At 63.3% G+C, this 23,388-nt stretch carries 22 protein-coding genes and 2 tRNA genes; 10 read left to right on the top strand and 14 right to left on the bottom strand.

Features of this window, described 5'->3' with window-relative positions; translation table 11 throughout:
• Positions 1-255 precede the first annotated feature (255 nt).
• Entirely contained in the window at positions 256-1,548 is a 1,293-nt protein-coding gene (locus ACFQ00_RS09195; RefSeq protein WP_381489326.1) for an MFS transporter, read from the top strand.
• A gap of 4 nt (positions 1,549-1,552) precedes the next feature.
• Here ACFQ00_RS09195 and ACFQ00_RS09190 read toward each other — a convergent pair whose 3' ends face one another.
• The 9 genes from ACFQ00_RS09190 to ACFQ00_RS09150 form a co-directional block, all read right to left on the bottom strand.
• Complete coding sequence (locus ACFQ00_RS09190) at positions 1,553-2,611, bottom strand: AI-2E family transporter (protein ID WP_381489323.1); 1,059 nt, start codon at positions 2,609-2,611, stop codon at positions 1,553-1,555.
• A gap of 128 nt (positions 2,612-2,739) precedes the next feature.
• Positions 2,740-3,120, bottom strand: a complete 381-nt coding sequence (gene rplL / locus ACFQ00_RS09185) for a 50S ribosomal protein L7/L12 (RefSeq protein ID WP_374597497.1) — start codon at positions 3,118-3,120, stop codon at positions 2,740-2,742.
• A gap of 69 nt (positions 3,121-3,189) precedes the next feature.
• Positions 3,190-3,705 (bottom strand): 50S ribosomal protein L10, encoded by a 516-nt coding sequence (gene rplJ / locus ACFQ00_RS09180; protein ID WP_374597495.1) that lies wholly within the window; start codon positions 3,703-3,705, stop codon positions 3,190-3,192.
• Between the two features lie 280 nt (positions 3,706-3,985).
• Positions 3,986-4,687 (bottom strand): 50S ribosomal protein L1, encoded by a 702-nt coding sequence (gene rplA / locus ACFQ00_RS09175; protein WP_374597494.1) that lies wholly within the window; start codon positions 4,685-4,687, stop codon positions 3,986-3,988.
• Positions 4,688-4,689: 2 nt separating this feature from the next.
• A complete protein-coding gene (gene rplK / locus ACFQ00_RS09170; RefSeq protein ID WP_121047503.1) occupies positions 4,690-5,121 on the bottom strand; it encodes a 50S ribosomal protein L11 in 432 nt (143 codons plus the stop codon).
• Between the two features lie 97 nt (positions 5,122-5,218).
• The gene (gene nusG, locus ACFQ00_RS09165; protein ID WP_121047502.1) at positions 5,219-5,758 is read right to left on the bottom strand and encodes a transcription termination/antitermination protein NusG; all 540 of its coding nucleotides are present in this window, start codon (positions 5,756-5,758) and stop codon (positions 5,219-5,221) included.
• Between the two features lie 22 nt (positions 5,759-5,780).
• A complete protein-coding gene (gene secE / locus ACFQ00_RS09160) occupies positions 5,781-5,981 on the bottom strand; it encodes a preprotein translocase subunit SecE (RefSeq protein WP_121047501.1) in 201 nt (66 codons plus the stop codon).
• Between the two features lie 124 nt (positions 5,982-6,105).
• Positions 6,106-6,181: transfer RNA gene (locus ACFQ00_RS09155), tRNA-Trp, on the bottom strand.
• A gap of 129 nt (positions 6,182-6,310) precedes the next feature.
• Positions 6,311-6,775: an Hsp20 family protein gene (locus ACFQ00_RS09150; RefSeq protein WP_381489313.1), complete on the bottom strand. Its 465-nt coding sequence runs from the start codon at positions 6,773-6,775 to the stop codon at positions 6,311-6,313.
• A 187-nt stretch (positions 6,776-6,962) separates the two neighbouring features.
• On the opposite strand from ACFQ00_RS09150, the gene ACFQ00_RS09145 reads away from it, so the two are divergent.
• From ACFQ00_RS09145 to ACFQ00_RS09135, 3 genes are read left to right on the top strand one after another with little or no spacing between them, the layout of a single operon-like run.
• On the top strand, positions 6,963-7,421 hold the full coding sequence (locus ACFQ00_RS09145; protein WP_381489311.1) for a DUF1465 family protein: 459 nt from the start codon (positions 6,963-6,965) through the stop codon (positions 7,419-7,421).
• A gap of 39 nt (positions 7,422-7,460) precedes the next feature.
• On the top strand, positions 7,461-7,877 hold the full coding sequence (locus ACFQ00_RS09140; RefSeq protein ID WP_381489308.1) for a VOC family protein: 417 nt from the start codon (positions 7,461-7,463) through the stop codon (positions 7,875-7,877).
• A 2-nt stretch (positions 7,878-7,879) separates the two neighbouring features.
• On the top strand, positions 7,880-8,584 hold the full coding sequence (locus ACFQ00_RS09135) for an NYN domain-containing protein (RefSeq protein WP_381489306.1): 705 nt from the start codon (positions 7,880-7,882) through the stop codon (positions 8,582-8,584).
• On the opposite strand, the gene rlmB is transcribed toward ACFQ00_RS09135, so the two are convergent.
• A complete protein-coding gene (gene rlmB / locus ACFQ00_RS09130; RefSeq protein ID WP_381489303.1) occupies positions 8,585-9,325 on the bottom strand; it encodes a 23S rRNA (guanosine(2251)-2'-O)-methyltransferase RlmB in 741 nt (246 codons plus the stop codon).
• A 135-nt stretch (positions 9,326-9,460) separates the two neighbouring features.
• Here rlmB and ACFQ00_RS09125 point away from each other — a divergent pair, with 135 nt between their 5' ends.
• Both ACFQ00_RS09125 and ACFQ00_RS09120 read left to right on the top strand, forming a co-directional pair.
• The gene (locus ACFQ00_RS09125; protein WP_381489301.1) at positions 9,461-10,198 is read left to right on the top strand and encodes a hypothetical protein; all 738 of its coding nucleotides are present in this window, start codon (positions 9,461-9,463) and stop codon (positions 10,196-10,198) included.
• Positions 10,199-10,289: 91 nt separating this feature from the next.
• Positions 10,290-10,374: transfer RNA gene (locus ACFQ00_RS09120), tRNA-Tyr, on the top strand.
• A 35-nt stretch (positions 10,375-10,409) separates the two neighbouring features.
• Here the strand turns inward: ACFQ00_RS09120 and ACFQ00_RS09115 are convergent.
• The gene (locus tag ACFQ00_RS09115; protein ID WP_381489298.1) at positions 10,410-13,037 is read right to left on the bottom strand and encodes a LuxR C-terminal-related transcriptional regulator; all 2,628 of its coding nucleotides are present in this window, start codon (positions 13,035-13,037) and stop codon (positions 10,410-10,412) included.
• A gap of 100 nt (positions 13,038-13,137) precedes the next feature.
• The gene (locus ACFQ00_RS09110; protein ID WP_381489296.1) at positions 13,138-13,611 is read right to left on the bottom strand and encodes an Lrp/AsnC family transcriptional regulator; all 474 of its coding nucleotides are present in this window, start codon (positions 13,609-13,611) and stop codon (positions 13,138-13,140) included.
• A gap of 122 nt (positions 13,612-13,733) precedes the next feature.
• Between ACFQ00_RS09110 and ACFQ00_RS09105 the strand changes: the two genes are divergently transcribed.
• A complete protein-coding gene (locus tag ACFQ00_RS09105) occupies positions 13,734-14,921 on the top strand; it encodes a cytochrome P450 (protein ID WP_381489293.1) in 1,188 nt (395 codons plus the stop codon).
• Between the two features lie 18 nt (positions 14,922-14,939).
• Here the strand turns inward: ACFQ00_RS09105 and ACFQ00_RS09100 are convergent, their stop codons facing one another.
• Positions 14,940-15,929, bottom strand: a complete 990-nt coding sequence (locus ACFQ00_RS09100) for an ornithine cyclodeaminase family protein (RefSeq protein ID WP_381490880.1) — start codon at positions 15,927-15,929, stop codon at positions 14,940-14,942.
• An 85-nt stretch (positions 15,930-16,014) separates the two neighbouring features.
• Entirely contained in the window at positions 16,015-18,099 is a 2,085-nt protein-coding gene (locus ACFQ00_RS09095) for a TonB-dependent receptor (RefSeq protein WP_381489290.1), read from the bottom strand.
• Between the two features lie 250 nt (positions 18,100-18,349).
• Here ACFQ00_RS09095 and ACFQ00_RS09090 point away from each other — a divergent pair, with 250 nt between their 5' ends.
• Genes ACFQ00_RS09090 through ACFQ00_RS09080 form a run of 3 tightly spaced genes read left to right on the top strand, consistent with a single transcriptional unit; the run spans position 18,350 to position 23,300 of the window.
• Entirely contained in the window at positions 18,350-20,398 is a 2,049-nt protein-coding gene (locus ACFQ00_RS09090) for a hydantoinase/oxoprolinase family protein (protein WP_381489287.1), read from the top strand.
• 17 nt (positions 20,399-20,415) lie between these two features.
• Entirely contained in the window at positions 20,416-22,152 is a 1,737-nt protein-coding gene (locus ACFQ00_RS09085) for a hydantoinase B/oxoprolinase family protein (RefSeq protein ID WP_381489284.1), read from the top strand.
• The gene (locus ACFQ00_RS09080) at positions 22,149-23,300 is read left to right on the top strand and encodes an NAD(P)/FAD-dependent oxidoreductase (RefSeq protein ID WP_381489281.1); all 1,152 of its coding nucleotides are present in this window, start codon (positions 22,149-22,151) and stop codon (positions 23,298-23,300) included. The genes ACFQ00_RS09085 and ACFQ00_RS09080 overlap by 4 nt, the downstream gene beginning before the upstream one ends.
• The last annotated feature ends 88 nt before the right edge of the window (positions 23,301-23,388 follow it).

Raw genomic sequence — 23,388 nt, 5'->3', positions numbered from 1 at the left:
CGTCAGACGCTGACGCGAAAAAAGCCGCAGGCTCTCCCGCATCCGGGAGAACCGCAGCTTTTCGCATCAAGCCGCAGCCGATCCATTCGTGCGATGCGCTGCGCGAAGACGCATCATTTCCCGAAAGGCTGTGGAAGGAAGCGGGATATAGGAGCCGCAGGCGGCGCTGTCAAACCCCTGTCGCAAGAGTCCCTTCCGATCCGCGCCTCGCTCCCCTAACAGAGACCGCATACTTGAGGGGGAGACCACAGCCGCATGAGCGCTCCGAAGGCCGCAGACAGCCGTAACCGCCTGAAATCCATCATCGGCGGAGCGACCGGCAACCTCGTCGAATGGTACGACTGGTATGTCTACGCCGCCTTCGCACTCTACTTCGCGCCGCATTTCTTTCCCGAAGGCGACCGCACCGCGCAGCTCATGAACAGCGCCGCCGTCTTCGCCGTCGGCTTCCTGATGCGGCCGATCGGCGCGTGGATCATGGGCATCTATGCCGACCGGCACGGGCGCAAGGCGGGGCTCACCGTCTCCGTGACGCTGATGTGCGCGGGGTCGCTGCTCATCGCGGTGACACCCGACTACGAAGCGATCGGCGTGTTCGCCCCCGCCCTTCTCGTCCTCGCTCGCATGATGCAGGGGCTTTCGGTCGGCGGCGAGTACGGCGCGAGCGCAACCTACCTGTCCGAGATGGCGGGGCGCGACCGGCGCGGCTTCTTCTCCAGCTTCCAGTACGTGACGCTGATTTCCGGGCAGCTTCTCGCGATCTGTGTGCTTCTGGTGCTGCAGGCCGTGATGCCGGAGGCCGCGCTCGATGAATGGGGCTGGCGCATCCCCTTCGCGATCGGCGGCGTGCTGGCGATCGTTGTGTTCTACATCCGGCGGGGCCTTGCCGAGACGGAGAGCTTCACGAACGCCAAAAAGGAAGGCATCGCCGTTTCCGGCCTCGCCGAACTGTTCCTGCGCCATCCGCGCGAGGCGGCTGTGGTGATGCTGCTCACCGCCGGCGGCACGCTCGCCTTCTATGCCTACTCGATCTACATGCAGAAGTTCCTGGTCAACACCTCGGGCTTCAGCCGCGAGGTCGCCTCGCAGATCAATGCGGGCACGCTGTTCGTCTTCATGCTGCTGCAGCCGCTCGCCGGGGCGCTGTCGGACCGGGTCGGGCGCAAACCGCTGATGGTCGGCTTCGGGATCGCGGGCGTGCTCTTCACCTACCCGATCTTCTCGGCACTGGAGACCACGCAGAACCCGTTCGTCGCCTTCGCGCTCGTGCTCGGGGCGCTCATCATCGTCACCGGCTACACCTCGATCAACGCCGTGGTGAAGGCGGAGCTGTTCCCGGCGCACGTCCGCGCGCTCGGTGTTGCCCTGCCCTATGCGCTCGCCAACACGATCTTCGGCGGCACCGCCGAATATGTCGCGCTCTGGTTCAAGGCGCAGGGCATGGAACAGGGCTTCTACTGGTATGTGACCGTGATGATCGGCATTTCGCTGATCGTTTACCTTCGGATGCGCGACACGCGCACCCACAGCCGCATTCTGGAAGACTGAGGCGTCAGGCGGGCGTCCACCCTGCCCGGCGACCGGCCGCAACGATCTCCCACACGGCCATGAACAGTGCCGCGATGACGGGGCCGATGACGATACCGTTCAACCCAAACAGTTCGAGGCCGCCGAGGGTGGAGATCAGCACGATGTAGTCCGGCATCCGCGTATCGCGGCCGACAAGGATCGGACGCAACAGGTTGTCGATAAGGCCGATGACGAAAAAGCCGCAGAACACGAGCACAAGGCCCTGCCAGATCGCGCCGCTTATGAGCAGGTAGATCGCGACCGGCACCCAGACGAGACCGGTGCCGATCGCCGGCAGCAATGACAGGAATCCCATCAGCACGCCCCACAACAGCGCGCCGTGGATGCCGAGGCTCCAGAACACGATGCCGCCGACCGCCCCCTGAAGGATGGCGACGACTATGCTACCCTTCACCGTCGCGCGGATCACAGTGACAAACTTGGCGATGAGGGCGTTGCGTGCAGCAGGATGCAGCGGGATCGATCCGCGCAGCTTCTCAGCCAGGGCATCGCCATCGCGCAGCAGGAAAAAAGTCAGGTAAAGCATCACGCCGAGGCCGACGAGAAAGCCGAATGCGCGCTGTCCGATCAGCACGGTCTGCGCGGCGAGCACCTGGAAGCTGTCCGCGATGCCATCCGCGATCTTTTCGCGAATGGCGCTGATATTGCCGAGCCCGACACGGCGAAGCATGGAGATTGCCCAATCCGGCAACATCCCTTGCACCTGGCGGAAATAGCCCCCGACATCGATGCCGCCGCCCTCGATGCGCGCATAGATCGCGGTCGCTTCCTGCAGCAGGGCGATACCGAGCGTGATCGCGGGCAGGATCACCATCGCAAGGATCACCAGCAACGTGAGCAGCGCGGCAAGGTTCGGACGTCCGGGGAGCTTGGCCAGCAGCCGCCGGTTGAGCGGCTCGAACAGGATGGCGGCAATCAGCGCCCACAGGATCGCGCCGAAGAAAGGCAGCAGCACCCACGCAAATGCCAGCGAGACGACGACAATAAGCGCGAGAAAGGTTCTGTCTTCGATCTTCCGCATAAACGCCGCCCGGTCCGTGGCCTCGTACCATACATCAAACGCACGGCTTTGGAATCAGCCGCTTATGCGCGCATGAAAAAAGGGCGGCTCCTTTCGGAACCGCCCCTTCGTTCGTAAAGCCGTGAAGCTTACTTGATCTCGACGGTCGCGCCGGCTTCTTCAAGCTGCTTCTTGATCTTCTCGGCTTCTTCCTTGTTCACGCCTTCCTTCACCGGCTTCGGAGCGCCTTCGACGAGCGCCTTGGCTTCGCCGAGGCCGAGGTTGGTGATGGCGCGGACTTCCTTGATGACGTTGATCTTCTTGCCACCGTCGCCGGTGAGGATCACGTCGAACTCGGTCTTCTCTTCCGCGGCCGGGCCGGCGTCGCCGCCGCCGCCCGGAGCAGCTGCAACCGCAACAGCGGCGGCCGCCGAAACGCCCCACTTCTCTTCGAGGAGCTTCGCGAGGTCCGCGGCTTCGAGAACGGTGAGAGCGGAAAGGTCGTCAACAATCTTCTGAAGGTCTGCCATTTTAAGTCTCCATGCGGGCCATCCGGCCCAATGTTTCGATATTGGTCGTGAACAGTTGTCCGGACTGGCTTACGCGGCGTCCTTGGCCGCATAGGCACCCATGACACGCGCAAGCTGGGCGGCAGGCGCCTGAACGATCTGAACCACCTTGGTCGCCGGCGCATTCACGAGGCCGATGATCTTGGCGCGCAGTTCGTCAAGCGACGGCAGCGATGCCAGTTGCTTGATGCCATTCGCATCGAGGATGGTATCCCCCATGGCGCCGCCGACGATTTCCAACTTCTCGTTGGTCTTCGCGAAATCGACGGCTGCCTTGGCAGCGGCAACGGGATCACTCGACGTTGCCAGCGCCGTCGGGCCGACCAGCATGTCGCTGATCGCCGTGTACGGCGTACCTTCCAGTGCGATCCGGGCGAGCTTGTTCTTCGCGACTTTATAGCCCGCGCCCGCTTCGCGCATCTTGCCGCGGAGAGCCGTCACCTGGGCGACGGTAAGGCCGTGGTTGCGCGTAATGACGACAACCCCGGTCTCCGAGAAGACGCGGTTGAGCGATGCGACGAGCGCCTTTTTTTCAGCGCGATCCATGCTTCACTCCTGGTTTGTCTTTCCGGCGATTGCTCGCCTTCCAGACGGTTGAGCCGAAATCCCGGACCATTCCGGGGGTCTCGGCCCGTCCGCGGGGTCGTCGCCTGCGTGGCGGGCAATGGAGCCCTTCGGCAGACCCGGTTCGCCATCGCACGGCTGCAACCGGTAAAACTTGTCCCCGTCTCATGCAGGCTGGCGTTTTGAGCTTCCTCTCGGAAACGCCTGCAATCTCGGACGGTATCTTGGGGCGACCCGTCTCCGGCCCGCCCCGCGATGCTGTTTAGGCGGCCGCGCCTGCGGTCGCCGTATCGATCTTCACGCCCGGCCCCATCGTGGAACTGATGGCGATCTTGCGAACGTACTTGCCCTTGGCGCCCGACGGCTTCGCCTTGACGATGGCGTCGACGAAAGCGTCGAAGTTCGCCCGCAGGGCCGCGTCGTCGAAGCTCGCCTTGCCGATGCCGCTGTGGATGATGCCGGCCTTCTCGACGCGGAACTCCACCTGGCCGCCCTTGGCCGCTTCCACGGCTTCGGCGACGTTCGGCGTGACGGTGCCGAGCTTCGGGTTCGGCATCAGGCCCTTGGGACCGAGCACCTTACCGAGGCGTCCGACGATGCCCATCATGTCGGGCGTCGCGATGACGCGGTCGAAATCGCTGCGGCCGCCCTGGATTTCCTCCATCAGGTCTTCGGCGCCCACGACCTCGGCACCCGCCTTGCGGGCATCCTCGGCCTTGTCGCCGCGCGCGAACACCGCAACGCGGACGTCCTTGCCCGTGCCGCTCGGCAGGCGGACGACGCCGCGCACCATCTGGTCGGCATGGCGCGGATCGACGCCAAGGTTCAGAGCGACTTCGACGGTCTCGTCGAACTTGGAGCTTGCGAGGCTCTTCACGAGCGCGATGGCTTCATCGATGCCGTAGAGCTTCTCACGGTCGACCTTGCCGGCCAGCGCCTTGGCCTTCTTCGTCAGCTTGGCCATGTTCAGCCCTCCACCACTTCGAGACCCATCGAGCGCGCGGAGCCCTCGATGATCTTCATTGCCGCGTCGATGTCGTTTGCCGACAGATCGACCATCTTCGCCTGCGCGATCTCACGAACGGCGGAACGCTTGATCGTTCCGGCGCTTGCCTTGCCCGGCGTCTTGGAGCCGGACTTGAGGTTCGCAGCCTTCTTGAGAAGGAAGGTGGCGGGCGGCGTCTTCGTGACGAAGGAGAAGCTGCGGTCGGCGTAGACGGTGATCACCGTCGGCACCGGGGCGCCCTTTTCCATTTCCTGCGTCTGGGCGTTGAACGCCTTGCAGAATTCCATGATGTTGACGCCGCGCTGACCGAGCGCCGGCCCGAGGGGCGGCGACGGGGTGGCGGCGGCAGCCGGCACCTGCAGCTTGATATAGCCGGTAATCTTCTTGGCCATCGTTTTCACTCTCTTTCAAGTTTAGCGGTCCAGACGGCTACCCGAAGGCAGCCTCCCGCAGGCAACGCCCCTCCCCTTAACGGCGAGGGGTAAAAAACTACTTCGTGCGCTCGACCTGCTCGAAGTCGAGCTCGACAGGCGTCGCACGCCCGAAGATCGACACCGAGACCTTCACGCGGGCGCGATCGAAATCGATCTCTTCCACGAGGCCGTTGAAGCTCGCGAACGGACCATCGAGCACGCGCACTTCGTCGCCGATCTCGAAGTTCACCTTCATCTTCGCCTTCGGCGCCTCGATGTGGTGGCCCTTCGTCGACAGGATGCGCGCGGCTTCCGCCTCGCTGATCGGCGAAGGCTTGCCGCTCGCGCCGAGGAAACCCGTCACCTTCGGCGTGTTCTTCACGAGGTGGAACACGTCGTCGGTCATGTGCAGCTTCGCCAGCACATAGCCGGGGAAATACTTCCGCTCGGCCTGCACCTTCTTGCCGCGGCGGACTTCCGTCACGGTTTCGGTCGGAACCTCGACCTGCTCGACGAGCGCTTCAAGGCCGAGCCGCTTCGCCTCGTCGAGGATCGAATCGCGGACCTTGTTCTCGAAGTTCGAGTAGGCGTGAATGATGTACCAGCGCGCGGCCATGCCCGTTTCGAACCTTCCCCGTTTACTTCGCGAAATCGAGCAGGAACTGGACGATTCGGCCCAGCACCTGATCGACGCCCAGGAAGAACAGCGACAGGATGGTGGTCATGATGAGCACCATGATCGTCGTCACGATCGTCTCGCGGCGCGTCGGCCAGGATACCTTTGCGGTCTCCTGACGCACCTGCCGCACGAACGTGCCCGGATTGGTCATCTTAGCCATCTAACGCGCTCAATTCCCAAACAAAAACAGCCGACCGGTCGCGCCCTTCTCTTCCGGGCGGCGCCGGTTGACTGGTGAACCTCTACTCGTTCCCGAGCCCCAAATCTGCTCGCCTATCGGAGACTGGCAGGAGTGGAGGGACTCGAACCCACGGCCCTCGGTTTTGGAGACCGATGCTCTACCAACTGAGCTACACTCCTAGAGCCCGGGAGCCGCGTCTATAGTCGGGGGCCTTCCCGCGCGCAAGTCCTGTCGTTCGCCGCGGCAAGGCACCTGGAACGCTCCGAAAAAGGCCGGCGGGATCGCTCCTGCCGGCCTTCCGATCTGCATCAGGCAGCTTCACGCTTGCCTTCGATCACCTGCGGGCCGTTCTGGCCACCAATGGCCACCTTGCGCGGTTTCTTCTCTTCTGGGATCTCGCGAACGAGGTCGATGTTGAGGAGGCCGTGCTCGTAGTTCGCGCCGGTCACCTTGATGACGTCGGCGAGCTGGAAGCGGCGCTCGAAAGCGCGCTTGGCGATGCCACGATGCAGGAACTGACGATCGCCGGTCTCCGTTTCGACGGTCTTGCCGGTCACAGTCAGCGTGTTTTCCTGAACGGTGATGTCGAGTTCACTCTCCGCGAAGCCCGCGACCGCCATCTGGATGCGGTAGGCGCTCTCGCCGGTCTTTTCGATGTTATACGGGGGATATCCGCCGCCTTCATCGCCGCGCGCGGCGTACTCCGCCAACCGGCTGAGGTTTTCGAAGCCGATCGACGAGCGAAGCAGCGGGGTCAGATCGAATGTACGCATGTCCATATCCTTTCAATTCAAAGCAATATGCGGTCTTTCAGCCCACCATTTGGCTGGGCCTTGCCGGACGCTCGGACCCCATGTCGGGCATCCCTTCGCCGGCGCTGGTGAGGTGGTTGTTAACCCCTTTTGTTTCAAGATGTCCGTTGACCCGGGAACGACAAGGCGCGATTCACTCGCGGCAACGATGATGAACGAACACACGCCGATCACAGCAAAGCTGGTGGCCGCCCTTTACACGGAGGCGATGCTGCTTGCCGACGAGGCACGCAGCTACTTCGATTCCGAGGGCCAGCTGGAGCGCGCCGCGCTCGATCCTGTGCTGCGCGTTGCCTATTCGTGCGAATCACTGCGCGTGACGACGCGGCTGATGCACGTCGTGTCGTGGCTGCTCGTCCGCAAGGCCGTGTCGGCGGGCGAGATGACCGAGGCCGAGGGCGAAGCTCCTGAACGCCGCCTCGGCCGCGCCGGCGACACCGAGCTCGATTCCACGCGGCTCGGCCAGCTTCCCCCGCGCGCCCGCGAGATCATCGAGGCGAGCCGCGACCTCTACGAGCGCGTGAAGCGCCTCGACGACCAGTTCGCCACCGAAGTGCCGCTATCCCCGGCACGCGCGCTGCTCGGGCGGTTGGAGCGTTCCTTCTAAAGCCTTGCGTGCCCGGCATGTGCTTGCCACTGTCGCGCCATGAGCCTTCAGCCGTTTCATCTGGCCTTTCCCGTCGATGACCTTGCCGCGGCCCGCCGCTTCTACGGCGGTCTGATGGGCTGCGCGGAAGGGCGGTCTTCCGAAACCTGGATCGATTTCAACTTCTTCGGCCACCAGATCGTCGCGCATCTCGCCCCGACAGGCAGCATCCATAGGAATCCGGTGGACGGCGACCAGGTGCCCGTGCCGCATTTCGGCATCGTGCTCAGTTGGGATGCCTTTCATGCGCTTGCGGATCGCCTCCGTGACACAGAAGTGCGCTTCGAGATCGAGCCTCACGTTCGCTTCGCAGGCGAAGTCGGCGAGCAGGCGACGATGTTCTTCTTCGATCCCAGCGGCAACGCGCTCGAATTCAAAGCGATGCGCGCGCCCGAAAACCTGTTTGCGAAGGGCTGAGCATGACAACGAACGGCAATGAGCGCAGCGCGAACATCGCGCTTCTCATCGACGCCGATCAGGGCGGGCAGAAGTATCTGGACGCGGTGCTGACAGTGCTCGCCGAGCTCGGCACGGTGAACATCCGCCGCGCCTACGGCAACTGGTCGAAGCCCGAGCTCGGCACGTGGGAACCGGTGTTCCACGCCTATGCGATCATGCCGATGCAGCAGTTCGACATCGCCAAGCGCAAGAACGCGACCGACATGGCGATGGCGATCGATGCGATGGACCTGCTCTATTCGGGCCGCGTCGATGGTTTCGGCCTGATGTCGTCGGACAGCGATTTCATGCCGCTCGCCATGCGTATCCGGCAGAACGGGCTGCCCGTATACGGCTTCGGCCGTGCCAGCACGCCCGAATCCTTCCGGCAGGCGTGCACGCGCTTCATCGACGTCGATGCGCTGATGCCGGTTGCGGACAAGGCACCGAAGGGCGAGGTCGACGACCAGCTCATCGACCTGCTGATCGATGCCTACAACGCCGTGAAGCGCGACGAACAGGGCTACGCGCGCCTCGCCGAGGTCGGCAAGATCGCGGGCAACCGTTCCTCCTTCGACGTGCGCAACTACGGCTTCAAGCGGCTTTCGGAGCTGGTCGAGGCTGTGCCGAACTTCGTCACCGAGCGCCGCGAGGGCGGCACCGTTTTCATGAAGCGCGTGCGCTGATCAGCGCGACGTGACCGCATAAAGCGCGACCGCCGCCGCATTCGAGACGTTAAGGCTCTCGACGCGGTTCGAGATCGGCAGCTTCGCAAGCACGTCGCAATGTGCGCCGACGTTCTGGCGCATCCCCGGGCCTTCGGCGCCGAGCACCAGCACGATCGGCATGTCCGCTAGCGCATCCGCGAGCGCCTTGTCGGCATCGCCGGTGAGCCCGATGCGCCAGTAGCCCGCCTTCGCCAGCTCTTCGAGCGCACGCGAGAGGTTCGTCACACGCACCCACGGCACGACTTCCAGCGCGCCGGATGCGGCCTTCGCAAGAGCGCCGGATTCGGGCGGGGCGTGACGGTCCTGCGTCACCACCGCCGCCGCACCGAACGCCGCCGCCGAGCGCAGGATCGCGCCGACATTATGCGGGTCGGTCACCTGATCGAGTACAAGAATCGGCCCATCGAGACCGACCACGTCCTCGATGTGAAGATCGTCGAGCGGCTCCACTTCCAGCACCAACCCCTGATGCGGCGCGTCGGCCGGCACAAGACGCGCAAGGTCCGCCGCCTGCCCGATCTCGACCGGAAGGCCTTCAGGCAGGTGGAATTTCTGCGCGATGTCGCTCGTCACCCACAGCTTGCGCGGGATGCGGTCCGGGTTGCCGAGCGCCGCCTCGACCGCGTGCTTTCCATAGAGGCGCGGGTACTTGAATGCGCCGCCGCCCTTCGCCTTGCCGGATTTGCCCCGTCTGCCCATTGCCGTCTTCCCGTTCCGCCGTGACGCTGCACGCGTCCTTGCGGCTCCTTAGCCCGCGCGTCTCCCTGCTCCAACCCTCTGTTCGGTATCTGCGGATTACGGTATGAACGGCGCGTCAACCGGAGGGGGGCTTCCATGGCGACACTGGCACCACGGCGCCCGGCAGCCCCTGCCGACCGTTGGTTCTTCACGTCCACGGCGCTGCTGATGCTCGCCCTCGTCTTCATCGGCTTTGCGCCAAGCTACTATCTTTCGGGGATCATGCCGCCGCCGCCGGGGCTGAAACCCGCAACGACACTCGTTCACGTCCACGCCCTCCTCTTTTCGGCCTGGATGCTGCTGTTCGTGCTGCAGACGCAGCTCGTGGCGTGGCGACGCACCGATCTGCACCGCGCGCTCGGCACGATCGGCTTCGTTATGCTGCCGGCGATGATCGCGATCGCGACGGTTTCCGCGCTCCATGGGGTCCACCGCGCATCCGGCCCGCCGATGATCCCCCCGCTCACCTTCCTTGCCGTGCCGCTGCTCGACATTCCGGTGTTCGCGCTGCTGATCGGCGGAGCGCTCGCCAACCGCCGCACGCCCCAGACGCACAAGCGGCTGATGTTCATCGCGATGATCGGCATGATGAGTCCGGCGATCGGGCGGATGCCCCTGGCCCCACCCTTCGTGGGCCCGGTAGCGATCTTCGTGTTGCCGGACCTCTTCCTGTTCGCGCTTGTGCTCTTCGACCTGATGACAATGGGCCGCGTCCACCAGGCGACCGTCTGGGGCGGGCTGCTGCTCGTCGGCTCGCAGGTTCTGCGCGTTCTTATCTGGGAAACGGAGGCTTGGCTCGCCTTCGCACGCTGGGCTTCGGGGCTCGTTGCGTGAAGCTGCACATCACGCGTTGACATCGCCGCGGCCATTCGCCATCTAGCCCGCCTTGCCGCGCCCGGCTCCACTGCCGGGCCGCCCGCCCTGTGGAGGGGTGGCCGAGTGGTTAAAGGCAGCAGACTGTAAATCTGCCCGCATAGCGTACGCTGGTTCGAATCCAGCCCCCTCCACCACACACCATCGGCGCACGAGAGGCACAGCCCGCCGTTCAAGGTGAATCGGCGTGTCTCTTCCAGGCTTCCACAGCCTGTTGCCGGGTGTGGACATGCAACTTGTGATAGATTCGCTTCAGATGATGCCGGACCGTCTCATACGAGAGGTTGAGGTGCCGGGCGGCGACCTTCGTGGGATGCCCGAGGTACAGTTCGGCCATCACCTCCTGCTCGCGCGGACTGAGGAGCCTGGCGACGCCGCGATCCGCATCGTGGGCGATGCGCGCGGAAAAGTGATTCAGGATTTCGCTCCCCGTTCCGGACCGTTCGTCCCCCGATATCTCCTGAAGCACGGCCTGAACGTCCTCATCGGCATCCAGGAAGAGACGCACCGCGCCGGTGCCTTCCACCTGTTTCATGGCCTGACGAATCGCGGCATCGGCCTTGCCACGATGACCAGAGGCCAGCGCCGCAGCGGCAGCATCGAGAAGCCCGCCGGCACCCATCAGAAGACGCCCGCTTTGCGAGGCGCGAATGGCGAATTCATGCGCGAGATTATAAGCGCGCTCGGCGTCGCCCGCGTGTAGCCAGTAGCGGGAAAACAACCGCACCAGCGCTTCTGTTTCAAGCCACGGGCGAACGAACCATGTGCGATGCTGATCGAGCACGGCATCGAGCTTTGCGGACCGGATCAGCTGCTCGCACCCGCTCCTGTCCCCGGCCGCCAACCGCAGTTCAGCACCGACCGCCGGCGCGATGACGGACATATGCGGCAAGGCCTCTTCGAGTGCGTACTGGTAGTCGTCGTCGAGATCCGACAGCGCCTGATCGACTTCGTCCGCAAGGAACAGACAGCGCGCGCGCGTGCAGATCGCATACACCTGCGTGCTGAGCAGCGAATAGGCCGTCTGCCTCGGCACGGCGTCGAAATGCGCCAGCGCCACGTCGGGCATATTCTGCTCGAAAAAGCTCTGGCCGAGAATTGCGGTGCAGTGCCTTCTCATGAAGGTGTTGCGCATCTCTCCGGTGTCCGCAAGGCGTTCCAGAACGACGCGCGAGTAATGCTCCGCATCGCGTGATTGGCCTCTGGTGACGGCGATGAAAGACAGGTGGTTGGTTATCCAGACGGTGTTGGGCGCATAATGTTCGGTCTCGAACAGGGACTGCAATTCCTGCGTCCGCCGTTCAGCGAGGCTGACCGATCCATAGTCGCATGTTAGAATCTGCTCTGCGGGCAGGCAGATGCCAAGATAGCGCGGTTCTTCATATCGCAGCGCAAGGGCTTTTTCCCGCAGCTTCGCAAGCTCAGCCCAAGGTGCGCTCAGCACGGCGTAACGTGTTTCGGAGCAATTGCGGATTGCCCTTACGAGATCCGTCGTGAACTGGAACGTCTCGTCGGCGGAATCCGCGTGCGTGATGCTGCAGAGATAGTCCAGCCGCTCGAAATCGCCCAGCCAGTCCGGCGAGGTGCCCTCCATCGCTTGCTGTATCACCCGCAGCTGTCGCAGCTTGGGCCTGGCTGTCACGACGCTCGCCGGAAGCGTGGCAAGAAAGGCTCCGGCCGCAGCGACGCCTTCACTGATCACGAGAAGTGCGCCGCCTGCCTCCTCAAGAATGTTCACAGTCAGATCATTCTGGCCCGACAGACTCGCGTGGTGAACGGCCTTGTGCAGATCGTTCAATGCGGCAAAATGCTTAGCGGCTCTGCCGTGCAGCGCATTGGGCGCAGCGGGCATCCTCACGGCAAGTTCCTGACGCAGGAAATCCCGAAACAGCGGATGCAGGCGCAGGGACAGCGGCTCTTCGGCAATCGAGGTGACGATCGGGCTGAGATTGAGCGCCGCGCGCAGGAGCCTTTCCGAGGCATCGCTTTGCGTAACGGCGCGCGCGGAAGCCACATCGACATCCGAAAGGATTGAAATCTGCAGCAGGAACTCCTGTAGCCCTTCCTCCTGCCGCGCCAGCACCTGCTCGGCGATATAGTTGAAGATGCTGACCCGGTGCTGACCTGCAGTGGGCGGGAGCCCCGTCTTCTGCAGCGCTTGCCCTTCAAGGCGCAGCAGCTGCAGGATGACCGGCCAGCCATCGCACTGCTCCAGCAGATCGCCATATTGATCCGCATCCCCCTTGTCGGCCATGAGGCACTTCGTTTCCGCCGGGTTGAACTGCAGCTCGTTCGCCTTCACCAGCCGCGTTCGTGCATCGACGAGCAGCTTGGATAAGCTGATCTTCGGAAGCTCGCGGGTCGCCACGAACAGCTTGCAGTGCGATGGCAACATGCGAATGAAGAATTCGAGGAAGCTGTCCGTCTCGTCCGAACTCGCGCACTCATACTCGTCGATGAATATCGAGACGGGGCCGCATTCGGAAAGCGACGACACGATATCGCTGAGGCCGAATTCCGACATGGACGGAAACATGCCCGCGCGCTGGAAACTTGCCGCGATATCAACAAGAAACGCTGCGGGCTGGACATGATCGACTGTGCAGTTGAGCCATGCGGACCGGAAGCCCAGAAGCTCAAGCTCATCCCTGATCTGCACAAGCAGTGTCGTCTTGCCGTATCCGGCAGGCGCCGTGATGATCGTGGAGCCTGCCGCGGCCGGGGCGCCCGTCAGCGCAAGATCGATCAGCCGCCGTCTGTCGATGGCATCGGACGCGGTTCCGAGCGGCAGGAATTTCATGCCGCCGCGGGCCTCGGGAAACCGCCGACCGTGCCAGCAGGCATGGCGCGATGGGAACGCACGGTGCGGAACAAGCCCTGGATCGGCATTCCTTTCCCCTTCATGGCGATCGCGAGGCAGCCCGTTTGATCGAGCGCATCACGATGCTCGACGTGATGCTCCTCACGCTCGGCAGTTTCAGCAACGTATCCATGGTCAGCTGCGCCATGTCTGCCATGTCGCGGACCACCGCCCTGATCAGTATGTCGTGGTTTCCCGTCAGTGCAACGCATTCGACAATACGGTCGTCGCGGGCGATCCTGTCGAAGAACATCTTGGCATCGGTTTCGATACGCTGATCGAGATCGATCATGATGTAGAGCGAAATGCTCGGCCCAAGCGCTGCCTGATCGACGACGGCGACATAGGCGCTGATGATCCCCGCCTCTTCGAGAGCGCGCGTGCGGCGCAGGCACGTGGACGGAGACATGCCGACGCGCGCTGCAAGGTCGATGTTGCTGAGCCGGGCGTTCCGCTGCAGCTCTCGCAGAATTTTCCGGTCACCTGCGTCGAGCGTTATGGCTATTTTCGTCATTTCTGACACAGATTTGATCCATATTCTCCGAAAAATAGAAAAAATATGGCATATCTGGTGGGACTCTTCAATCCACACCTCCTAATCTCGCTGAAACAACGGGATGAGGACTTCGCACCACCATGACGCACGATCGAACGCCTTGCCTTGAGATCACGGCGGAGGCCCTCGACCGCGATCCGTACCCGGCGTTCCGGGCGCTGCAGGAGGAGTCCTCCGTGGGCTGGGTGCCGGAGTTGGGCATGTGGCTCGTCGCCGGTTACCGCGAGGTGGAAGCTATCCTCCGCAACTCCGACGATTTCGTAACGGGAACCCCGGATTCGCTGATTTTCGATACGTTCGGCGAACACATGCTGACCACGGAAGGCGCGCAGCACGAGCGGTTCAAATCGCGCTTCCGCGGCGCCTTCAGCCCGGCCCGCATACGCGCGTCCATGGAGCAGAAGACGGAGGCCTGTTCGCGGCTGCTTCTCGACGGAATCGTGGGCAGCGGCAAGGCCGAGTTCCGCAAGGCCTATGCCAGCCGGCTGCCCGTGCTCTCGATCCTTTCCCTGTTCGACATTCCCTTTGAAGAAGAGCCAAAACTGCGCCTCTGGTATGATGGGTTCGAACAGGCGCTTTCGAATTTCGCGCGGCGCGAAGACGTTCGGGCGCGTGCACATGGGTACGTCAGCGAATTCCATGTCCTTATCCGACACCACATCGCGCGGGTACGAGCAGCACCCGACGACAGCCTTCTCAGTCAGGTCGTCAACGACCGTAGCGATGACCGGCTGGACGATGCAGAGGTCTGCAGGAATGCATCCATCGTCTTCTTCGGCGGCATCTCGACGGTGGAAGCGGTCGTTCTCAATTGCCTTTACGCACTCTGCACACATCCCGATGCACTTTCCAGCGTGCAGCGGAACACGGATCTCATTCCGCAGGCCATTGAGGAGACGCTGCGCTGGCTTTCGCCAGTGCAATCCGCCACACGTCACGTCGTGCGGGATTTTTCGCTCGGTGAATCCACCTTTCGCGAAGGCGACATCGTCAATTGTATGCTCGGCGCAGCCAATCACGACCCGCGTGTTTTCGATGAGCCCACTGCGTACCGGCTGGACCGTACGAACGTGCGGAAGCATCTGGGTTTCGCACTCGGCCCGCATTTCTGCCTGGGATCGAACCTTGCGCGTCTCGAAGCCATCACCGCCATTCGGCATATCCTCGAACGCTGCCCGGATATCCGCCTTTCGGCCGATCACTCCACGGATGTTCGCGGCTTCGAATTCCGGCAGCCGGCTGCGCTGCATCTTGAATGGCGTGTGTAGGCGCTTTCGCATCAGCCTTCACAAACGGATGCTTCGAAGCGCCGCCCCACTCGCCAGATCAACGAGAGTGCGTGCCGCAGCGAGATCCTGAACGATATGGCCCAGCGAGCGATAGAGCGTGATATCGTCACCACACGTTCTTCCCGCCGCGCGGCCCGAGTAAACTTCGCCGATCTCGGCAACGATGTGTGCGTCGGTAATCGTGCCGTTTCGAAGCAGCGAACGGAACTCGCCAGCTTCGGCAAGAACGGACGCGCGGCTATCCGCGATATAACGCGCGCGAAGCACCAGATCGGCATCGATTTCCGCCGCATCGCTTCCGGCGAAGCCGACGACGTTGATGTGGGCTCGGGGCGCGATCCAGCGGCCGTAGAGGATGGGTTCGACTGCCGCCGTCGTCGTGCAGACGATATCGGCAGCGGCCACAGCGCGCGCGATATCGGCAGCAGGCGTACACGGAACAGCGCACGCCGCCGCGATACGATCAGCAAAGCGCGCGCAGCGTTCGGGATCACGGCCCCACACGCGGATGTTCTCGATCGGGCGCACGGCGAGGATCGCGCGGATATGTGTCTCTGCCTGCTCGCCGTATCCCAGCACGGCAAGCGTTCGGGCATCCGGCCGGGCAAGGGCATCTGTTGCGGCAGCGCTCGCCGAAGCCGTCCTGATCGCAGTGAGCGCCGCCGCGTCGATGAGGCTGGAGAGGCTGCCATCCAAGGGATCAAACAACGCAACGAGGCCAAGGTGCGAGGGCTTGCCATGCCTGGTATTGCCGGGGAAAAGGCTGATCAGCTTGGCACCGAACACGTCGCCGCTACCAAGACTGCCCGCCATCGCGCCGAACATATTGCCGCCCGCAAGATCGAGAAAGGTTCGGGGGACACTGGGCGCGCGTCCTTCGGAGAACGTCACCATGGCATCGCGCATCGCCGCGATGCAGGCTTCGTAAGAAAGATGCTCCCACACATCGCCCGCGCCGAAAATGCGCACGTCCCGCCCCTCATGCATGGTCAAGGAACCTTCCGCATCCGGTGGAAAACGCATGGTGCCTCCGCCACGCTTGCGACGAAGGCACCATGATTGGATCTGGAAATCAAAACTTGTAGGAACCCTGAACGCCGAACTGACGCCTCGGGCTCGGAATGCGCGAATGCAAACCGTCTCCGAAGGAATTGGCGAGCGCCTGTGTCGGATAGCGCGCGTTCGTCAGGTTATCCACGTAGGCGCCGATCGAAAGCCCGCTGCGTTCGACAAACAGGCGCGCGTTGATGAGGTTCTTCGCGGGCGTCCGTAGTGTATTGGCGGCATCCCACATGATCGAGCCGCGCCGCACGAAGCTGCCGTTGAAGCGAACGTCGAACTCGTCCGCCAGCGGGATCACATAATCCATGCTGAGGCTCGCCGTGTACGCGGGGCTCTGTGGCGCGCGATTGTCCTTGTAGAGCGCAGGCGCGGCGTCGCTGAACCGTTTGATCGTCGCATCCGAAAGACCAAAGCCCGCGTTGATGGTGAGCTGCGACGTCGGGCGTGCGGCAAGTTCAACTTCAAGGCCGGAAATATCCACCTTGCCGATGTTCACGACGTTCTGCGACGGCGGGCTCACAGTGATGAAGAAGAACTGCTGATTGTCGAACTTGATGTGGAATGCCGATGCCGAGAACGTCAGGCGGCGATCCAGGAAATCGCCTTTCATGCCGATCTCGAAACTGTCGGAGGTTTCCTTGTCGAACTGACGATCGGTACCGGCGGCAAAGAACGCGTTGAAGCCGCCGGACCGGAAGCCGCGCCCATAGCTCGCGAACACGTTGAGATCGTCGGCGATCTTGTATTTCAGCTGCAGCTTCGGCTGAAAAGCCTCGAAGGTATCGCCAACCTCGGAGGCCGCACCGATCGCTGTATCCACAGACCGGCGCTTGTCACGGTCGTAGCGCATACCAAGCGTGAGTTCGAGGTCATCGGAGACATCGGCGCTCATCGAACCGAACGCCGCAATCGACTTGCTCGTGCCCGCATCGAAGCTCTGAATAGCGAAGGTGCCGTTCGATTGGCCTGTGCCGTCGTCGAAGGGGATGAGCAGGAAGTTATCAGTGTCGCGCTTCTGATAGTAGAGGCCGACGAGCCACCGCAACCAGCCTTCGCCCTGCGAAGACAGCCGCAGCTCCTGCGTGAACGCCTTCACCGTCAGGTCGAGATCCTGAAGCAGGATCGGCGCTGGCGAGAAATCCGCGTCGCCAAACAAATGTGCGTCGCTGCGACTATAGCCGGTGATCCATGTGAGCATCGCGCTGCCGAAATCATAATCGGCTTTGAGCGAGAGATCGTAGATCTCACGCTTGTCGTACGTCAGCACGTTACGGTTCAGCAGCGACGTTCCATAGTCATCGAAATTGGCATTGCCCACCATCTCAAGCGACGGCGCGCCCGCACGCTGGTGCATGTAATTGCCCCTGAGATTGATCTCCAGCCGGTCGGTCGGCGTGAAGATGAGACCCGCCTTCACGAGGTAGTTCTCGTCGTAATCCGCCTTGCGGTCGCCGTCGCGCGCGGTCTGATCGCGCAGCTGCCCTTCATAGTCGCGCATCGAGGCAGCGAGGCGGAACAACAGTTTGTCCTTGACGAGCGGGCCTGAAATCGCGCCGCCGACGCGAATGTCTTTACCGCTGGCGTAGGAGGCGCGAACCATCCCTTCAAGTTCGTTGGTCGGGCGCCGCGTCGTGATGTTGAGCGCACCGCCGATGGCATTGCGGCCATAGAGCGAGCCCTGCGGACCGCGCAGCACCTCGATCTGTTCGATATCCAGCAGTTCCTGATTGACGAAGGTTGGATGCGAAACCTGCACACCGTCGATCACCACCGCGACCGGGGCCTCCCCGCCCTGTGCCGTCGGAATGCCGCGGATCGTCATCTGCATTTCCGCCGGTCTGTACGTCGGCGTGAAGAACATGTTGGGCGTAAGGTTGGCGAAATCCGTGACGTCGTTGATGCCGGCGTTCTCGATGGTCTGTGCCGTGAAGACCGTGACGGCGTCGGGAACCTCGATCTGGCTTTCCGCGCGCTTGCGCGCCGTGATGACAATTTCGCCCTGCTCGGGCTCGGCAGCCACGGCCGGTGCAGCAGCAACAAGTAGGTCAGCCAACGAAACGGCAGCCAGAATCCGCGTTCGAACGGTATCCATCATATTCCCCCTTTTTATGTGCAACCGATACTTGTGAACGAGTATCCGCGAACAATAGTCGGGGCGAACGGCGGGTGGTCCAAGCCAAATTTTGGGTGATCCCCCATAGTCGAGGCACATGCCGGAACGGCTTTGGGGTATCCCCCATGTGCAACCTTGCAATGAGGCCCGCACCCCGCTTCCTTCGATGGACTGAGTTCATAGTTCGCAAGCCCGGCCGGGCTTGCGGACAAACTATCGAGAGCGGGAGCGCATGACACAGGATCGCTACAGGGTCGCCGTAGACGTAGGCGGCACATTCATGGACTTCGTTTTGATGGACGAGGCCACCGGTGCCGCCCGCGTGGAGAAGATTCCTTCGATTCCGGACAAGCTGCACGAGCAGTTCCTCAAGGGCATCGAAAGTCTCGATGTCGATATCGACAGCATCCAGCAAATCTTCCACGGCATGACCGTCGGCGTGAACGCGCTTGTTCAGGAAAAGGGCGCGAAGGTCGGCCTGCTGACCACGAAAGGCTTCCGCGACGTTCTGGAGATGGGCCGCGGCGGCAGAAAACCCGTTTACAATTTCCTGCACAGAGCGGCACCGCCGCTTGTCGAGCGCTCGCTGCGCCTCGAAATTCCCGAGCGTATGGCCTTCAACGGCGAAGTGTTGACGCCGATCGATTTTGAAGCGGTCGATGCACAGGTCGACCTGCTGCTGGCGCGCGGCGCGGAAGCCATCGCGATCTGCTTCCTGCACGCCTATGCCCAGCCCGCACACGAGATCGCGGCAAGGCAGCGCATCCTCGCGCGCCACCCGCACGTGCCGATCTCAGTCTCGCACGAGATCGCCTCGGAATGGCGCGAATATGAGCGGACCTCGACGACGGTGCTGAACGCCTTCATCCAGCCCACGGTCCAGACGTACCTCACCAACCTCGAAAACAAGCTCACTGACGCGAACTACATGCGCTCGCTCGCGATTATGCAATCGAGCGGCGGCGTCGTGGACGCGAAGACCGCGGGCCGGAAGCCGATCCGCACGCTGATGTCCGGGCCCGCCGGCGGCGTGATCGGCGCTAAGTTCCTCTGCGATCGCCTCGGCTATGCGAACGTCATCTGTACCGACGTCGGCGGCACCACCTATGATGTCGCAATCATCGAGGATGGTCGCGTGCTCGAACGCAGCCAGGCCGAGATCGCGCAGCGGCCGATCCTCGGTTCGCTGATCGATGTCATTTCGATCGGCGCCGGCGGCGGCTCGATCGCGTGGCTCGACCATCGCGGCGGCCTTCAGGTCGGCCCGCAGAGCGCGGGCGCTTCGCCCGGGCCGGTCTGTTTCGGGCGGGGCGGCACGGAGCCAACCGTCACCGACGCGCACCTCACGCTCGGTCGCCTCGATCCCGCCTATTTCCTCGGCGGCCGGATGCAGCTCGATACCGAAGGCGCGCGTGCGGCCATCGAAAAGAGGATCGCCGAGCCCTTGGGGCTCGACCTTCAGTCGGCTGCCCAAGGCATCGTTTCGATCGCCGAGACGAACATGGCGAATGCCATTCGCAGCAAGACGGTCGAACGCGGCCTCGACCCCCGCGAGTTCGTGCTGCTCGCCTATGGTGGCGGCGGTGGGCTGTTCGCCTGTTCTGTGGCGGAGGAGCTGGAGGTACCCAAGGTGATCGTACCCAATGCACCCGCGAACTTCTCGGCGTGGGGTATCCTTACCACCGATTACATGGAAGACGAGGTCCGCACCAAGGTCATGCCGTTCGATGCCGCGCACATCGCCGGCGCGCTCGCGACGATGAACGAGCTGGAAACGCGGGCAGCAAGCGGCATCGGCCAGTACGGCTTCGCCGCCGAAGATATCGAGCGTGTGAAACGTTTCGACCTCCGGTTCGAGAATCAGGAATACACGATCACGGTCGATCTGGAGGATGCATGGCAGGATGCCGCGTCTATTCTGGAAGGCGCGCGGCAACGCTTCGTGGACTCGCATATCCGGCTCTATGGCCACGGCGAGCCGGATGCCCCGCTGGAGCTGGTCTCTATCCGCTGCCGCGCGATCGGGCGTGTTCGCGCGCCGGAAATCGCGCCGATGCCGGAGAGGCCGCAGGGTGCGGCGATGCGGCAGCTGGAGGTCTATTTCCCGCGCACCGGCAAGGCCGTGCCGACCGACGTGTTCGACCGCGAGGCGCTTTCGGCCGGTCAGGTCGTCACCGGCCCGGCGATCATCAACGAATGGACCATGACGACGATCGTTCCGCCCGGATGGCAGTCCACCTGCGACACCTTCGGCAATCTCGTTCTCGAACCCACTCTCTAAAGGCGGGAAGACACACCATGCGCAAAGTAGACGTCGTTCTGACGGAGATCATCCGCAACCGCCTCGTGGCCGCGACCGAGGAAATGGCGAAGACCATGATCCGCACGGCCTTCAATCCGCTGCTTTATGAAGTCCAGGACTTCAGCGTCACCATCATGTCAGCGAACGGCGACATGTGGGCGGAAACGCCGGGCGTGATCGTGTTCAGCCAAGCGTTCCCGGAGGCCGTGCGCGCCGGAATCGCCAGGTGGAATGGCAATTTCGCGGAAGGCGACGTCCTCATCGTCAACGATCCTTTCGAAACCGGAACGCACATTTCCGACACCAACGTCTACATGCCGGTATTCTTCGAAGACGAGCTCGTCGCCTTCTGCGGAACCGCCGCGCACTGGGCGGATGTCGGCGGCAAGAATCCGGGCGGCTGGTGCCCGGACACGACGGACACATTTCAGGAAGGCCTCTGCTTCCGGCACCAGAAGATCGTGGAACGCGGTGTCAAGAACCAGGGCCTATGGGATCTGATCGACTGCAACGTCCGCGTGCCGGAAATCGTGAAGGGCGACCTTGAAGCACAGATCGCCTCGTGCAGGCAGGGCTGCGAGCGCATCCAGTCTCTGTGCGCCAAATACGGAACGGCGACGATCCGCGAGGCGATGGACTATGTGATCGACCAGACCGACCGCTCGATGCGCGCGACGATCGCGGCATTGCCGGACGGTGAATACGGCACCTCCATTCGGCTCGACAGCGACGGCGTGCAGGAAGACGGCGAATTCCTCGTCTGCCTGAAGGTCACGATCCAGGGCGACCGCGTGCACTTCTCGCTGAACGGTTCGAGCCCCACGGCGCGCGGGCCGATCAACCTCCCCGCGCCCTGCACCAAGGGCATATTGGCATCGTCGCTGAAGGGCATCCTACTGCCGTTCGATCCCTGCAACGCCGGCCACACGAAGTGCCTGGATTTCGAGCTGCCGCCGGAATCGATCGTCAATCCGGTGTGGCCCGCACCAACCGACTCGTACGGCTATGTCATCGAATGCCTGATGGACATGATGTTCCGGTGCTTCCTGAACATCGTGCCGGACAAGTGCCCAGCGGGCGGCTACCAGCTGACCGGTGCGTTCTTCTCGCGCAGCCAGTCGCGCCACGGCAAGCCGTTCGTGATGATGGACCCGATGCACGGCGGCAATGGCGCGCTGATCGACCGAGACGGTGCGACCAACCAACTCACCGGCAACGGCGATCTGCCCAACACGCCGATCGAGATCACCGAGACGCGTCATCCGTTCCGCGTCGAGCTGTTCGAGTTCGCGCCTGAAGTCGCGGGCGTCGGTAAGTTCCGGGGCGGCATGGGGGTTCGCAAGGACTACAGGTGTCTCACTGACGGCGTCTACGCCTCCTTCGTCATCGAAAACACCGCCGATACCACGGCCGCAGGCTTCAAGGACGGCACGGATGGCGATCACGGCAGCCTCACCGTGATGCCGGTGGACGGCGAGCACATTGTCTACAACAAGCGCATCGGCTCCATCGGGCCGTTCGGCGAGGGCACGCTGTTCCGGGTGATCACCGGCGGCGGCGGGGCGTGGGGCAAGGCCAGCGAACGCGATCCGGAGCTTGTGCTCAGCGATGTCCGCAACGAGTTCCTCACCGCCGAGGACGCCCGCACCCACTACGGTGTCGTCGTCGAGGAACGCAGCGGGGCCTGGTCGCTCGACCTGCAGAAGACGCGGGAGTTGCGGGCCGCTTCATGATCACGGTTCCCGACGCCACATTCGACATTGCCGTAATCGGCGCCGGCATGGCCGGCGCCTCAATCGCAAGCGCACTGTCCTCGACCCACAGGGTGCTGCTCCTCGAACGGGAAGATCAACCGAGTTATCACGCGACGGGGCGGTCCGCGGCGGTCTTCACGGCCATCTACGGCAATGAAACCGTTCGCGCCCTGTCGCGCGCCAGCCGGGACTTTCTCACCACGCCGCCTGACGGCTTCGCCGACCATGCGCTGGCTTCACCGCTCGGCAACATGTTAGTTGCCCGCGCGGACCAACTCGGGCGCCTGGAGGCCTTCTTTGAACGGCCGGATATCGCGCCTCTCACCACGTGGATGGATGCCGCCGCCACGCGGCGCCTATGTCCGCTGCTCGCCGAGCCTTATGTGGCAGCATCGGTTTATGAGCCCGGCGCGCTCGCGATCGATGTCGATGCCCTGCAACAGGGCTATCTGCGCGCATTCCGGCGGAACGGCGGCACCCTGGCGACGCAGTCGGGACTTGAAGGCCTCGACCATCAGGACGGCCGCTGGACGCTACGCTCGGCAGCGGGCGTTTTTACGAGCGCGATCGTCGTGAACGCAGCCGGCGCATGGGCCGACCGCGTCGCCGCCATGGCCGGATCGAGAGCCGGCTATGTGCAGCCGTTTCGGCGCACTGCTGTCCTCGTGGACCCGCCCGCGGACATGGAAATCGCGCGCTGGCCGTTCGTGATGGATATCGACGAAGACTTCTACTTCAAACCGGACGCGGGGGCGCTTCTGCTCTCGCCCGCGGACGAAACGGCCTGCGAGCCATGCGACGCGCAGCCGGACGAATGGGACATCGCCGTCGCGGTCGACAGGATCTGCACAGCGACGACGCTTCAGGCCCGACGCGTTCGGCACAGCTGGGCGGGTCTCCGTACGTTCACGCGGGACCGGCTGCCGATCGCCGGGCCGGATTGCGACCTGCCGGGCTTCTACTGGCTTGCCGGCCAGGGCGGCTACGGCATCCAGACGGCGCCGGCGCTTGCCCAACTGCTTGCGGCGCGGATTCGGGACGAGGCCTGCCCCGAGGCGCTGCGTGCCGAGGGCATTTCCTACGCGGACACGAGCCTCAAGCGCTTTCGTTTGCAGCCTGCAGCTTGAGCGAGTCGGCTGCGGCTGCGACTCTTTCGTATTGAACGGCGCCGGACAGACCGACGGGCGGCCTTTGCAGAGGAGCTGCAGGCCCTTA

Source organism: Sphingosinicella xenopeptidilytica (assembly GCF_042676985.1).
Lineage (GTDB): Bacteria > Pseudomonadota > Alphaproteobacteria > Sphingomonadales > Sphingomonadaceae > Sphingosinicella > Sphingosinicella xenopeptidilytica.
The sequence above is the reverse complement of the archived record's forward strand: the minus strand, read 5'-3'. Positions and strand labels throughout refer to the sequence as shown.